The sequence below is a fragment of the Priestia sp. YIM B13552 genome (assembly GCF_042787775.1).
Lineage (GTDB): Bacteria > Bacillota > Bacilli > Bacillales > Bacillaceae_H > Priestia > Priestia megaterium_E.
The window spans coordinates 721,041-733,583 of the sequence record NZ_JBHZOU010000003.1 but is presented as its reverse complement, the minus strand read 5'-3'; the positions used below and the strand labels follow the sequence as shown (position 1 = coordinate 733,583).

General features: G+C 37.4%; 17 protein-coding genes. 10 read left to right on the top strand and 7 right to left on the bottom strand.

Annotated features, from left to right (window positions below; translation table 11 throughout):
* Window positions 1-22: 22 nt before the first annotated feature.
* Both ACFX40_RS15855 and ACFX40_RS15850 read left to right on the top strand, forming a co-directional pair.
* The gene (locus tag ACFX40_RS15855; protein WP_013056785.1) at window positions 23-505 is read left to right on the top strand and encodes a PH domain-containing protein; all 483 of its coding nucleotides are present in this window, start codon (window positions 23-25) and stop codon (window positions 503-505) included.
* Window positions 498-1,880: a PH domain-containing protein gene (locus ACFX40_RS15850; RefSeq protein WP_377255536.1), complete on the top strand. Its 1,383-nt coding sequence runs from the start codon at window positions 498-500 to the stop codon at window positions 1,878-1,880. The genes ACFX40_RS15855 and ACFX40_RS15850 overlap by 8 nt, the downstream gene beginning before the upstream one ends.
* 31 nt (window positions 1,881-1,911) lie before the next feature.
* On the opposite strand, the gene ACFX40_RS15845 is transcribed toward ACFX40_RS15850, so the two are convergent.
* A complete protein-coding gene (locus ACFX40_RS15845) occupies window positions 1,912-3,270 on the bottom strand; it encodes a D-serine ammonia-lyase (protein WP_377255533.1) in 1,359 nt (452 codons plus the stop codon).
* A gap of 162 nt (window positions 3,271-3,432) precedes the next feature.
* On the opposite strand from ACFX40_RS15845, the gene ACFX40_RS15840 reads away from it, so the two are divergent.
* Window positions 3,433-3,642 (top strand): cysteine-rich CWC family protein, encoded by a 210-nt coding sequence (locus tag ACFX40_RS15840; RefSeq protein WP_153253880.1) that lies wholly within the window; start codon window positions 3,433-3,435, stop codon window positions 3,640-3,642.
* A 1-nt stretch (window position 3,643) separates the two neighbouring features.
* Window positions 3,644-4,582: a carbohydrate kinase family protein gene (locus tag ACFX40_RS15835; protein WP_377255529.1), complete on the top strand. Its 939-nt coding sequence runs from the start codon at window positions 3,644-3,646 to the stop codon at window positions 4,580-4,582.
* A gap of 24 nt (window positions 4,583-4,606) precedes the next feature.
* On the opposite strand, the gene cyoE is transcribed toward ACFX40_RS15835, so the two are convergent.
* Window positions 4,607-5,524: a heme o synthase gene (cyoE, locus tag ACFX40_RS15830; protein ID WP_013056789.1), complete on the bottom strand. Its 918-nt coding sequence runs from the start codon at window positions 5,522-5,524 to the stop codon at window positions 4,607-4,609.
* Window positions 5,525-5,915: 391 nt separating this feature from the next.
* Between cyoE and ACFX40_RS15825 the strand changes: the two genes are divergently transcribed.
* The 4 genes from ACFX40_RS15825 to ACFX40_RS15810 all read left to right on the top strand — a co-directional run bounded on the left by ACFX40_RS15825 (window position 5,916) and on the right by ACFX40_RS15810 (window position 8,429).
* Window positions 5,916-6,530, top strand: a complete 615-nt coding sequence (locus ACFX40_RS15825; RefSeq protein WP_028408728.1) for a poly-gamma-glutamate hydrolase family protein — start codon at window positions 5,916-5,918, stop codon at window positions 6,528-6,530.
* A gap of 95 nt (window positions 6,531-6,625) precedes the next feature.
* A complete protein-coding gene (locus ACFX40_RS15820; protein ID WP_169305171.1) occupies window positions 6,626-6,802 on the top strand; it encodes a hypothetical protein in 177 nt (58 codons plus the stop codon).
* 60 nt (window positions 6,803-6,862) lie between these two features.
* The gene (locus ACFX40_RS15815; RefSeq protein ID WP_377238008.1) at window positions 6,863-7,471 is read left to right on the top strand and encodes a methyltransferase; all 609 of its coding nucleotides are present in this window, start codon (window positions 6,863-6,865) and stop codon (window positions 7,469-7,471) included.
* Between the two features lie 523 nt (window positions 7,472-7,994).
* Window positions 7,995-8,429 (top strand): MerR family transcriptional regulator, encoded by a 435-nt coding sequence (locus ACFX40_RS15810; RefSeq protein WP_013056794.1) that lies wholly within the window; start codon window positions 7,995-7,997, stop codon window positions 8,427-8,429.
* A gap of 60 nt (window positions 8,430-8,489) precedes the next feature.
* Here ACFX40_RS15810 and ACFX40_RS15805 read toward each other — a convergent pair whose 3' ends face one another.
* The 3 genes from ACFX40_RS15805 to ACFX40_RS15795 all read right to left on the bottom strand — a co-directional run bounded on the left by ACFX40_RS15805 (window position 8,490) and on the right by ACFX40_RS15795 (window position 9,428).
* Complete coding sequence (locus ACFX40_RS15805) at window positions 8,490-8,702, bottom strand: hypothetical protein (protein WP_013056795.1); 213 nt, start codon at window positions 8,700-8,702, stop codon at window positions 8,490-8,492.
* 129 nt (window positions 8,703-8,831) lie between these two features.
* On the bottom strand, window positions 8,832-8,978 hold the full coding sequence (locus ACFX40_RS15800; protein ID WP_013056796.1) for a hypothetical protein: 147 nt from the start codon (window positions 8,976-8,978) through the stop codon (window positions 8,832-8,834).
* Window positions 8,979-9,119: 141 nt separating this feature from the next.
* The gene (locus ACFX40_RS15795; protein WP_013056797.1) at window positions 9,120-9,428 is read right to left on the bottom strand and encodes a flagellar hook-associated protein FlgK; all 309 of its coding nucleotides are present in this window, start codon (window positions 9,426-9,428) and stop codon (window positions 9,120-9,122) included.
* 220 nt (window positions 9,429-9,648) lie between these two features.
* On the opposite strand from ACFX40_RS15795, the gene ACFX40_RS15790 reads away from it, so the two are divergent.
* Window positions 9,649-10,008 (top strand): hypothetical protein, encoded by a 360-nt coding sequence (locus tag ACFX40_RS15790; RefSeq protein ID WP_377255526.1) that lies wholly within the window; start codon window positions 9,649-9,651, stop codon window positions 10,006-10,008.
* A gap of 77 nt (window positions 10,009-10,085) precedes the next feature.
* Window positions 10,086-10,265, top strand: a complete 180-nt coding sequence (locus ACFX40_RS15785) for an H-type small acid-soluble spore protein (RefSeq protein WP_013056799.1) — start codon at window positions 10,086-10,088, stop codon at window positions 10,263-10,265.
* Window positions 10,266-10,336: 71 nt separating this feature from the next.
* Here the strand turns inward: ACFX40_RS15785 and ACFX40_RS15780 are convergent, their stop codons facing one another.
* Both ACFX40_RS15780 and gltC read right to left on the bottom strand, forming a co-directional pair.
* Window positions 10,337-11,407: a DUF3900 domain-containing protein gene (locus ACFX40_RS15780; protein WP_377238007.1), complete on the bottom strand. Its 1,071-nt coding sequence runs from the start codon at window positions 11,405-11,407 to the stop codon at window positions 10,337-10,339.
* 161 nt (window positions 11,408-11,568) lie between these two features.
* A complete protein-coding gene (gene gltC, locus ACFX40_RS15775) occupies window positions 11,569-12,471 on the bottom strand; it encodes a glutamate biosynthesis transcriptional regulator GltC (protein ID WP_013056801.1) in 903 nt (300 codons plus the stop codon).
* Between the last annotated feature and the right edge of the window lie 72 nt (window positions 12,472-12,543).

Genomic DNA, 12,543 nt, shown 5'->3' with positions numbered 1-12,543 from the left:
AAAGGTAGAGAAAGGAGTTTTTATGGAGTTTGAACATTTAAAGGGCAAATTGCCCCTCGAAGCTAAAAAAGCGATGCGCTGGCAATCCATTTTTACGCATAGCCTGTGGCTTCTTGCAACAGCGGGTTATTTTCTACTCGTTCATTTTTTTGATTGGTGGTCAATTATTGGATGGATATCAGCTGGACTATTAGTCGTGAGCTTTATCATATATACAATTATAGCTCCAAATGTATATATGAATGTATATTCATATGAAGTCACAGATACTCAAATTGATGTACAAAGAGGGCTATTCATCTGGTATCATACGAAAATTCCGCTTGTGAAAGTGCAGCACGTTGAAACATTGACAGGGCCGATTTTTCGAAAATTTGACTTGGCATCTGTTAAAATCATTACAGCAGCTGGAAGCGTCGAAATTCCTGCACTTGTACAAAGAGATGCTGAAGCACTGCGAGAGTATATTGCTAGACTAGCAGAGGTAGATGATGAAGATGAGTAAACGGCTGCATCCGCTATATATTGCAATAGCATTTATTGAACATATAAAAAATAATATTCTGCCTTTTGTGTTTGTATTTATTGTTAATCGGCACCTATTGTTTACATATTGGTGGGCAACGCTATTAGCGGGAGGCGTAGTCGCTTTATTTGCTTTTTTTACTTGGAAGGAATTTCGTTACGAGGTAACAGAAACGGAAGTGCGTCTGTATAAAGGGATTTTTAAAAAAGAAAAACGATTTATTCAACGCAATCGCATTCAATCGATTCAGTTAGATCAGCCGTTTGTTTTTAGAATTCTTCGCTTAGCCCGGCTTCGTATTGACACGGCCAGCAGCGGTACGGATGCTGAAATTGATTTATCTGGTATTTCACTAAAAGAAGCGCACCATCTTAAAGATACGTTAAAGCTGTCAGGGAGTCAGCCGGAAATAAGGGAAAAAATTCCTGAACGTACGATGAAAGTGTCGGTGAAACAGCTGGCGTTAGCTGCTGCGTTTTCCGGGAATTTTGGGTATATATTTGCTGCTCTTGGTTTTCTTTATCAGTATATTGATACGTATATCAACCGCTGGGTGAAGACAGCTTACGAAGAAGTGATTCATCAATCGATGTTTGGTTTATTTGTATTAGTGGCTGTAATTGTGGTGCTTGCTTATTTGCTGTCTATCGTTTTATATGTAATACGATTTGGCGGTTTTACAGTAGAGCGCTACGATCATTATCTACATATTAAATACGGATTGTTAAATAAGAAATCCCTTACGATTCCTTTTCATAAAATACAGGCTGTTACGATAGAGGAAGGGTTGGTTCGACGCTTATTTGGATGGTCTTCCGTTTCGTTAAACGTCGTAACCTCTGATTTAAAAGAAAAGGTCTATTTACACCCGTTTATCCAGCAAAAAGAGATTTCAGCATTAATGAACGTATATGTCCCGCACTATGAATATATAAAGTGTCCAAGAAATACAGCTATTCAATATGCATGGTACCCATTACTATTACCGCTCTTGTTATTTGCAGCGGCAGGGATTGGCATCAGCTTTTGGAAATCAATGTTCGTGTGGGTTATTGCCGTGCTATGCCTTGCGTACGTACTCATTCACTGGTTGGGCTATCGCCAAGGCGGCTTGATGATGAATGATGTATTTGTCAGTATTCGATCGCAGTTTTTAACACGAAAAACAACGATTATTAGAAGGAAGAAAATAGAAGAAATTGAGGTGTTTGCAGGCACCTTTTTATGGAAAAAAGGATACAGGAAAATAAAAATTGCAACTATGGGTACAAGCGGCAGCTATAAGTCCGGATATTTTCCATTTGAGATTTGGCATCCTATCTTTTTGCAAGCTACTTCGGCTAAAAAGGCATGAAGAACATCATTGTTCTCCATGCCTTTTGACGTTATCTATTCATTAAATTTTTCCCTTGCTCGTAATAGCTGTTCATCACCTCAACTGGAACCATACTGCCTCCGGTCGACCATACAAGATGAGTAGCTTTTGACATATCGTTTTCTAATCCTTGCGCTTGTATATAGGAAGGCCCGTTTTTCATTAGGTGAAAAGGCCCTTGTAAACCAGCCGCTGCTGAAGGTTCTATATACATATTTTCACGATTGGCTAGCTCATAAATAAATCGGAAAAGCTGATCATCTTCTACGGTATAAATTCCGCTAATAAGCGATTTTACCGTTTCGCCTACAAAGCTAGATGGCCTTCCTACAGCTAGTCCATCGGCAGCTGTTACGTTATCAAGTCCAATATCGGTAACGGAAATGCCATCATGCAGCTCGGTCATTAATCCAAGCAGCATGCAAGGGGAGTGAGTAGGTTCAGCAAAAAAGCAGTGAACGTGATCACCGTATATTGCTTTTAATCCAAACGTAATACCGCCAGGACCGCCGCCTACTCCGCAAGGTAAATAGACAAATAAAGGGTGTTCGGCGTCTACTTGAATCTGCTGCTCGGCTAGCTGCTTTTTCAAACGTAAAGCCGCAACGGAATAACCAAGAAATAAATCTCTAGACTGCTCATCGTCAATAAAATGACAGGCGGGGTCTGCTTCGGCTTGCTTTCGTCCTTCTTCCACGGCTTTTCCGTAGTCAGACTGATATTCAATAACGGTTACACCTTTAGAACGAAGCAGATCTTTTTTCCATTTTTTAGCGTCCGCTGACATATGGACAGTGACGTTAAAGCCGAGAGTAGCGCTCATAATACCAATGCTTAAACCTAAATTACCGGTAGATCCTACTGCAATAGAATAAGAAGAAAATAACTTTTTACATCGGTCTTCAGCTAGAAGAGCGTAGCTGTCTTCCTCGGTAAGCAGTCCTTCTTTGATAGCAAGACTTTCAGCAAATTTTAATACTTCATAAATGCCGCCTCTTGCTTTAATAGAACCTGATATGGGAAGATCGTGATCGCATTTCATCAATAATTTTCCTTGCAGCTTATTATTCATTTGTTGATTTAAATAGTCTTTCATGTATGCAATTTCTTGAAGAGGTGATTCAATGATTCCTTTTGATGCTTTCAGCTCAGAAAAAGCAATTTGAAGAAAAGAAGAAAAGCGAGAAAGTCGTTCTTTTGCATCTTTTATATCTTTGGTATGTAAAGAAAGAGAAGAAAGTGCTTCTTGAGCAGGTTTTATATAAGGATTTATCCAAAGTATTTCCTGTTTATTGATTAAAGGTGTTAATAAAGGATATTCATGCATCCATGTAGCAAGGGGTTTTTGGTGAAATAAATTTGTCGTCATAAAGGCTCCTTTCTCAATATGTTATTTCCTTTATATGTATAGTATCAAGAATAGAAGAAGTTGAAAACGAAAATATCAAAAAGCAGAAAGCGCATTTTAACCACCTCTTGTATACTAATAAAGATAATCTATACAACTGCATAGAAAAAAGGAGAGGAATTCATGACATTTTCAGGCGATGATAGCAGATGTCCTATCTGCGGAGAAAAAAATAACTGTGCTTCTGTACAAGATAGAGAAATAGAAAAATGTTGGTGTATGCAGAAAGTTTTTACCCCTGATTTGTTTAAACAAATTCCTTTAGAAAGCAGAGGAAAAGCGTGTGTATGCGTCAAATGCGTTGGGAGACAGAAGAAAGAAGGTGAGGATTAACTTGAAAAAAGGAATTATCTCATACGGTGAGGCATTTATTGATTATATTGCTAAAAACGAATTTAACACCAGCTTTGACCCTTTTTTAGGAGGCACAACGGTTAATGTAGCAGTCGGAGTTCAGAAGTTAGGAGCAAAAGCATATTATATCTGCAAGTTAGGCAGTGATGAAACAAGTGACTTTGTAAGAAAGAATCTTTTAATTGAAGGAGTGAATCAAAGCGGCTGTGTAATATCGGAGATTAAAAAAGTTTGTGAAGTGTATGTACATAAAAGTAAAGAAGGAGATCGTTACTTCCATTCCTACATAGATTCTACACCTCATGAGCAAGTGTATAAACATGAGCTGCAGGAAGCTTTATTTGAGCAGGCAGCGATTTTTTATTTTGGATCAGGTACGTTGTTTCATTCGATTTCCCAGGAAACTACAAAAGAAGCTGTGAAGCTCGCAAAAAAACATCGTATGCTTGTAGCGTTTGATCCAAATATTCGAATGAAAAGATGGGAAAGTGAAGCAGCATGTAGAAATATCGTGACACCGTTTTTGTACGAGACAGACATTTTGAAAATCTCTCAAGATGAGCTCCTATTTTTGATGAATTCAGCAGACCTGACAGAAAGCCTAGAAAAACTGAGAGCGTATCATATTCCGTACGTATGGGTCACTCAGGGAGAAAATGGCGCAGTAGCCGTTACTGCAAATCAAACGCTTCATGTGAGTGCAAAAGAAGTGCAGGTGATAGACACGACGGGAGCGGGTGATGCATTTATGGCAGGAATTTTATGGTGTGTTCACGAAAAAGGATTACCTGAAAGTGAGGAGTCACAGAAGCAGTACACAATGTTTGCTAACGCGTTAGGTGGAGCAGTTTCGGCAAGGTACGGAGGAATGATTTCGCTTAAAGCAAAAGATGTATCTAGTATAAAAGCAGGTAGCTGATAGCTACCTGCTTTTGAACGTTTATTATTTAAAAAATGACAGTATAATCATAAGGGCAAAAATAATCGTAAGATGGTTCAATGAGAACACAAACATTAAAGTAGCCCATTTTGTATCTTCTAATTTTTTAAATCCAACAATCCCAAGAAGCATCCACACTAGTGTTAAACCAAACATTGTAAATGCGATAATTTTACTAAACGATAAAAATAAGAAAGATGCCGCTAGCAAAATAACTAGGTATACAAGCGTTTGGACTTTGGAACGACGGATCCCTTTTACTACAGGAAGCATTGGTACACCTGCGGCTTTATATTCCTCAAGTCTTCTAATCGCAATAGCGTAGAAGTGAGGAGGCTGCCATAAAAACATAAATACAAACAATCCAATGGCTACCGGATGAAATAAGTCTGGTGAAATAGCGGCCCAGCCAATGATTGGAGGCATAGCTCCAGAAATACTTCCGACTTCGGTATTATAAATAGTTGTACGTTTTGTAAGCATAGTATAAGGAACTACATAAAAGAAAAATCCTAAAATACCCATAATGGCGGCCATGTTAGAAACTAAAAATAAAATGCCTACACCGATAACAAATAAAGCCAGTCCTAGCCATAGAGCAAATTTAGGGTTGACCGCTCCTGTTACCGTCGGTCTGTCTTTCGTACGTTTCATGATCGCATCAATATCACGGTCATAGAAGTTATTAACTGCCCCAGCTCCTCCTACGACAAAGGATGTCCCAATTAAAGCCAAAATAATGATAGGAATTTGTGTCACAAAGCTTAAGTCATTAACAGCAATTGCGAGACAAAGCCCAGCAACCATTCCTAGTGAGTTCGATTTAATAATCCCAGTTTTTATAATAGCACTGATTACTTCCCGGGAAAAATACTGATTGATAGGAAGTGATTCCTTTGTGATAACTTCGGTATTTTTCACAGCAATTCTCCTTTTTGAGCTTATTCCTACATGAATAAACCTAATCTTTATTAATCAACTAAACTATTTTAACAAAAAAATATCGTAATTACATCAAGGTTGCTCGTAAAATTTGTTAACATTCCTTGAACTTTTTAAAAAAACAAAGAATAATGTCGAATTACCAATTAAAAATAAGTACATCCTTTATTATAAGATAAAAATGGAATGCTTAAAAATGAAAATTTTGACTATCTGGTGAACTTTTAACGAGCAAGAAACTCGAACTTAATCGTACCATATTTATTGGTAATTGCAATCACATAGTATGTGATGAAAGAAAAGATGTGGTACATTAAAGAAAGAACTAACAAGTTTATTTACTATGTCTTATTCACAAGGAGGATATATGATGCCAGATAAATATGCTAGCTTCTCTGAACTTGCCTCTCATGAAGTATACAACCAAGACTACAAAATTCAATTCGAAATCAGACCTTCTAACATTATTATGCTTGCGATACACGGCGGAGGTATCGAAACTGGAACATCCGAACTTGCTGTTGGGCTAGCAGGAAACGAATACTCGTACTATATATTTGAAGGGTTAAAGAAATCAGGAAATGCCGATCTTCATATCACATCCACTCATTTTGATGAACCTCATGCGTTAACTATTATATCGAAAGAAGACTATGCCGTATCTTTTCATGGATACAATGATAAAAGTGAAAAACACACTAAAATCGGCGGTGCTGACAAAGCATTAAGATCCAAAGTGTATGAGGCGCTTGTTTCCAAAGGTTTTAGCACAGAAATTTTATCAGATCAAGACCCTTTTTCCGGTACAAGCCCTAGAAATATAACCAATAAAACAGCTAGGAGGATGGGTGTGCAAATTGAGATAAGCAAAGCGCAAAGAGAAGCTTTTTTTGCAACTAACACGAGAAATGAACGTAAAAATTCGAAAACCCAGGAATTTTTTGAGTATATATCAGCTATTAGAAGCGCATTTCCTCTTAGATAAAACAGATACGTTTAGTATTTATTAAACAGGTTAGATTTATTACGGACATGTTTGTGGTATACATATAGTAACTACATATACTGGAGGAGATAATCATGAAAACATTTGACCAAGAAGATACCCTAGAACGTCTTAAAGCCTCTTATCAATATTTAAAAAGCGTAGACGTACGGGGAATCAGCACATTAGATGATCAAAAACGAGCGGAAGCTGTGCAGTTAATCGAAGAGATTGGTCTTAAAATATCAGAAATGCGTGTGAAAGTAGAGTGAGAAAAAAGAGAAGGACATCTGTCCTTCTCTTTTTCAACAACTATAAACAGGAGATTGGCCATGAATGAGCAATATTATGACGCTTTATTAAATATAAAAACAACGGGAGAACAAAAGGGATTCAATGATTCATTTCATTACCATCGTTATGAACCCACGCCTTATAGTGTATTAGAAACACTTTTCACTCAGTATGAGCTAACAAGCAGCGATAGAATTGTCGACTTCGGGTGTGGAAAAGGAAGGCTAAATTTTTATGTGAACTACCTGTGCAATGCCACCGCTGTAGGGGTAGAAATGAACGAGCACTTTTATGAGCAGGCCATAGATAATCAGAGGCGCTATTTAAAAAAAGCCAAGGGTCGCAAACATCCTATTCATTTTCAGTGTTGTTTAGCCCAGGAATATAAGATTCATCCGCTAGACAACTGCTTTTATTTTTTTAATCCTTTTTCAGTTCAAATTTTTATCCAAGTAGTGAACAATATTTTGCTTTCGTGGGAAGAGAATAAACGCGAGATTGATTTGATTTTATATTATAGTTCGGAGGATTATCTTCATCACCTCGAAAAACACCCTTCTTTCATTTTAAAAGAAGAGGTAATGCTGCCAGAGTTGGATCGTAAAAACCCATATGAACGGTTTTTGATTTATAAAGTAGCTTATTAAGACGAACTATTTACTGTTTGATAAAGCTGTATCTTGACGGTTCTATTGAACAAATCAGCAGGAGGTGGAAAAATACCTGCTGATTTTATTTATAACTTTTTAGAAATTAAAGCATAACACTTTATTATGTAAGCGCTTTCTGTTATAATGAAATTAGGTTGGATAGCATGCGTGGCTATCGGTGTACTCAGCGCAGGCGGGGCTAGTACAGAAAGAGAAGGCTACATACAAGTTAATAAACATTTAGTGGATAGAAATAAGAACTCTCAAAAACAAATTTATTAATTTGTATGCTAAATCGTAAATTAACAAAAACGGCATTTATGATAAGGTTTTAGAGAAAAGAACCCAGCATATACTGTATAAGCAATTTTTTTACTCTAAAAAAGGGTAAAGAAATTGCTTATTTATTTTTAAATAAGTGCCCAGCTGTTCAGATTTGTTTTGAGATATCTAACGTTAGTGTATAATAGTAACAAGTATGAAAAGTTGACATTGTGAATTGATTAAAGGGGATTTAAAAATGAGTGAACTAAAAATAGATGATGTAGCGAAGCAAAGCGGTTTAACAAAACGTACAATTCGTTATTATGAACAAATCGGACTGATGCCAGCACCTCCAAGAAGTGAAGGTGGATTTCGTCTGTACACCGAAGAACATGTAGAATTTTTAAAGAAAATTACGAATGCCAAAGAAGTCATGGGTTTTTCACTTCAAGAATTACAGGAATTTCTTGCTTTAAGTGATACTCTTGAAATACAAAAGATGGATTATAGGCAAGTGAAAGGAACAAGTCAACAAAAAGAAAAGTTAGAGCAAGTATTACATACGGTAGAAGAGCAGCTCAAGCTGATTGAACAGAAAAAGAAAAACATCTTAAAAGTAGAGTCTGACCTTCTGTCACTGAGAGATCGTGCTAAGACTGCAATTGTAAAATTTGAGCAGGAAGAATCATAAAAAGCAGGCGCATTCACCAGAAGAGTGCGTCTGCTTTTACGGTTTTTATAGGGCATTGATTTACGATTGTGAAGTGTTTTCTTCTAGCTGTACCCCTAAAAGAAGTAAAATAGCCTGTATCCCATCGGCTTTTCCACTGTGAAAGCTTCTTGTTTCAGCATCCAAAGCTTCATTTACAGATTCCATCATATTTGATTCGTACAAGTCTAAAATTAATTGTTTTCCTTCGGGACTCAAATGCAGCTGCCCGCGTTCCTTCATTTTAAACTTCAACTTCTTCAACTCCCTTTCCCATAATACTATCAGTATACAAAATTAATAACATTTACGTAAACGTTAATTTTTGTATATGGACAGAAGAACGTATTGAGTATAGGTACTAAGTGAGGTGAGAGATACTGATTACCCTTTGCTTGTTTTAATGTTTGTCAGCTTATAGCCGCAAGCTGAGCATGTATAGATAACGTTTTGATTGGACTGAGCAGTTAAAACGGTAGCAAGCTCTTTTTGAGAATGACAGTTAGGACAAATAACAACAGGGGATTTCATGTGATTTTCTCCTTTTCTTTTTCATAGTCAAATTTTATTTTATGTAAAGTTTAATCAAATATCCTTTGTGCTATCAAAAACGACGGAAGACATGTAAAAAAGCATTCTCGCTCAAAAGAAACGGGAATGCTTAAGGTGAGTTTAAAATCCGTCCTGGCTTGCTGTAAATGGAATGTTAAGTCTTCTTTCTACATTGCGTAAGCGCTGATTTAATCTGTTTATACGATCAGTATGTCGCTCCACAACGCGATTTAAACGAGTAATTTCTCTGACTTGCTCCTCATTTTGTCTCTCAAGGGCACGAATTCTTCGTTCAAATCCTCCAAGATTTTGAAGCTGCTGTCTTTCATCGTATTCTTCATGCTGTGGTACGTAAGGGGGATAGTATTGTTGAACTGAGTAATCAACTTGCTGAGGAATGTATCCAGGGTTGAAATAATAAGGGTTCATTAGGGCACCTCTCCTTTTAAATAGTAATTTCAAATCAAACACGATATAACGTATGCGAAGATAAGAAAAATGCTATAGGCACATACCTAAAGACATTCTGTATTTAAAAAAGGAAAGTATTTTTAAAAGCGAAAAGGAGATAGCCGGTCCTTTCTTGAATATGCAAAATAGAAAAGCTTCTTTTTTAGACACTTTATTTAAGAAAGAGGGAAAGCGACCGATGGCTCAAGGGAAACAAAAACCAGCACCTAAAATAGAAGAATCAAAAGCTCCGCCTGCAAAGAAACAAAAGTCGAAGAGCCGAAGCACTAAAAAAGCGCAGCCTCCTACATCGCCCTGGGTAAAAGTTGCTTCCATTTTATCTAACATTGATTTCATTCGTTTGTTTCGAGTGCTGTTTCTTGCTTTAGTGGTTGCTTTTATTGTGTATCAATATATTTTACTTACAAAGGGAATCTTCATCAAAACATATGCGGCCCTTTGGCATCATCACAAAATGCTCTTGCTGGCCGGAGCTGCATTCATTACCTATACTTCTTTCGTTTTTTACCTTGGCTACCGCACTGCTAAAAAACGGTAGAACTGCTCTAGGGGGCGAATAGCATCTATTCTTTAAACAAACCTTATATGTATATCAGCATAGAGGGGGGAAGAAACGTGGACAAGCAGCGAGCAAAACAAATTGCTGATTCACCCGTTATGGCTAACGTTACGTATAACGATACGGCCGTTTATATTCAACATGTAAGCGAAGAAAATGATACGGTAAGAATTTATCCGCTAGGTCAGCCGGAAAATGAACAAAATGTTTCCGTGAGCCAATTAGTAGAGAATTAAGGTGGATAAATAGAGCTGGTTTTTCAGTTAAATAAAAGCCAGAGAGCTATGTTGTACTCTCTGGCTTTTATTTATTCTTCCCATTTCTTACTGCTGATTTTCTCAATAATTCCGTGCAAATCATCGGGCTTATGAAACTCAATCGGGGAAGCGCCTTTTTCAAACAGAATCGATTCTGCTTCAATTAACGCCACGTAGCGTCCGTTCACTTTCGCTAAGTGAATATTTTCCCCGAAATCAGCTAACAGTCCTTTAATCTCTGTTTCGCCAAGCTTCATTTTAAGTTCTGCATCAGGCGTATGCTCGACGATATGAGCAGCAGCTTCCATGACTTGATGGGTATCTAAACGTTCTTGAAGCTCACGCTTTTCACTTGTTGCCCACAGTTCCATGTCGGATTCAAACTGCTCGAGTTCTACGCTTTCTGCTTCGAACGTTTCGCTGACGTGTTCACGCACCATATCCATCACTTGTGTTTTCATAATTTCAGGCATCGGCTCGTTGTAGTCAATAAATTTCAAGAAGTCTTCAAAGTAACGAGCGTGAGACGCTTGGTGGATGACGAGTTCACTTTCTTCGACCATGCCTTCTTCAGGCATGTATGGGTATTGAATAGATTTCATGTTTTTAGTAGTAATCGCCATTTCTACGTGACGAATAAGGGTTGATTCATCTGAAATTGAAGCCACTTTTGGTTCGAAGTCACATTTTAAAATAAACACAAAAGCATGATCAAAATATTTTCTTGGAACAGCAGATACAACTAAAAATGCTCCTCCTCGAACGGCTGCAGTATCAAGGTATGCATTGATAAACTGTTCGCTATTTTCTTCAAATTCTTCTTTGGTTGTGGCAAAACGAGTGCGGTGAAATAAATTATAATTAGGGTTTGAGTCGAGAGCGTGTCCTGGTTCAACTATAAAATACCCGAGCTTTGTAGGCACTTGTTCTGCTTTGGGGTGTCGCTCTACTTTGCGTTTTACAATTTTTTTAAATTCACCGTCTAAAAAATCTTTAATGGAACTTTCGTCATATTCTTCTGTATCAAGCGTTTGAAAATGCTTATATTGTTTAGAAGCCTGTTCTTCTTTTCCTTCTACTTGTATTACGTAAAATGATAAAAAATTAATTTTAAAATCCATAGCAGTCACCTTGTTTCTTTTTAGTCAGTTACTTCAGTATAAGAAAGAGTCCGGTAAGCGTCAATGGCTGTTAGCTTTAGGGGGAAGAAGATCTATTTATACAATTGAACAGCTGAGGAATAGCCTATAAAGCAAAGAATAAGAGAGGCAGAGGGCCTCTCTTATTTATACTGCTCCAACCGTTCAAAAAAGGTTTTGACAAACTTATAAAAAATTTTATCAGAAGGTGCTAAATCACGATTTCGAGGAATAATCATCCCGACTGTACGCTGAAGCTGCGGCGTGTGAATAGGGAGTTTAGTCGTAAAACGAGGAGTCGTTTCAGACACTGTGCTTTCAGGAAGAAGCGTGACGCCGATTCCTGCGGATACAAGACCTTTAATCGCATCTAAATCTTCTCCTTCAGATGAAATATTGGGCATGAATCCTGCTTGTTTGCAAGCGTCGAAGGCCATTTTATGTAAAATGAATCCTTTTGGAAATAGCACAAAATCTTCATTTCTTAAATCCCGCAGCCGAATGTTATCCCGTTCAGCGAGCGGATGATGAGAAGGAACAAGGGCTAAAAGATTTTCAGTGAATAGAATATGGCCTTCTATACTCTGGTCCTCTACAGGTACAGGGCCTAAAAAAGCGATATTAATATCTCTTTTTTTAACCGATTCAATTAAAAATTTATACGAACCTTGTCTAAGATGAAAAGCAACATTTGGGTGTTCTTCTTTAAAGGCTGATATAATAGTAGGAAGAAGGTGACTGGCAAGGCTTGTGGGAAATCCGATTTTAATCGTTCCTCTTTCGGGATCCAGGTATTCATCAATTTGTTCTTTCGCATAGTCAATAGCTTTCATAGCCGTCTCCGTATGCTCAAGAAAGACTTTTCCTATTGCTGTTAACTTGACATTTCTTCCTTCGCGTTTGAATAAACTAACACCTAGCTCAGACTCCAGGTTCGCGATTTGACGGCTGATCGCTGATTGAGCTACATGCAGATATTCTGCCGCCTCAGATACGTGTTCTCTTTTTGCAACTTCCATAAAATAGCGTAATTGACGCAGTTCCATAGGCATCCTCCATCTATATATATCAAAATTAGATTAGTTTTATCTAAATTATATATTGTTTATATTGATTTG

Bases quoted from the DNA above. Each gene is read 5' to 3' on its own strand.
- ACFX40_RS15855 (WP_013056785.1), top strand. From the start codon at position 23: ATGGAGTTTGAACATTTAAAGGGCAAATTGCCCCTCGAAGCTAAAAAA.
- ACFX40_RS15850 (WP_377255536.1), top strand. From the start codon at position 498: ATGAGTAAACGGCTGCATCCGCTATATATTGCAATAGCATTTATTGAA.
- ACFX40_RS15845 (WP_377255533.1), bottom strand. From the start codon at position 3,270: ATGACGACAAATTTATTTCACCAAAAACCCCTTGCTACATGGATGCAT.
- ACFX40_RS15840 (WP_153253880.1), top strand. From the start codon at position 3,433: ATGACATTTTCAGGCGATGATAGCAGATGTCCTATCTGCGGAGAAAAA.
- ACFX40_RS15825 (WP_028408728.1), top strand. From the start codon at position 5,916: ATGCCAGATAAATATGCTAGCTTCTCTGAACTTGCCTCTCATGAAGTA.
- ACFX40_RS15820 (WP_169305171.1), top strand. From the start codon at position 6,626: ATGAAAACATTTGACCAAGAAGATACCCTAGAACGTCTTAAAGCCTCT.
- ACFX40_RS15815 (WP_377238008.1), top strand. From the start codon at position 6,863: ATGAATGAGCAATATTATGACGCTTTATTAAATATAAAAACAACGGGA.
- ACFX40_RS15810 (WP_013056794.1), top strand. From the start codon at position 7,995: ATGAGTGAACTAAAAATAGATGATGTAGCGAAGCAAAGCGGTTTAACA.
- ACFX40_RS15800 (WP_013056796.1), bottom strand. From the start codon at position 8,978: ATGAAATCCCCTGTTGTTATTTGTCCTAACTGTCATTCTCAAAAAGAG.
- ACFX40_RS15795 (WP_013056797.1), bottom strand. From the start codon at position 9,428: ATGAACCCTTATTATTTCAACCCTGGATACATTCCTCAGCAAGTTGAT.
- ACFX40_RS15790 (WP_377255526.1), top strand. From the start codon at position 9,649: ATGGCTCAAGGGAAACAAAAACCAGCACCTAAAATAGAAGAATCAAAA.
- ACFX40_RS15780 (WP_377238007.1), bottom strand. From the start codon at position 11,407: ATGGATTTTAAAATTAATTTTTTATCATTTTACGTAATACAAGTAGAA.
- gltC (WP_013056801.1), bottom strand. From the start codon at position 12,471: ATGGAACTGCGTCAATTACGCTATTTTATGGAAGTTGCAAAAAGAGAA.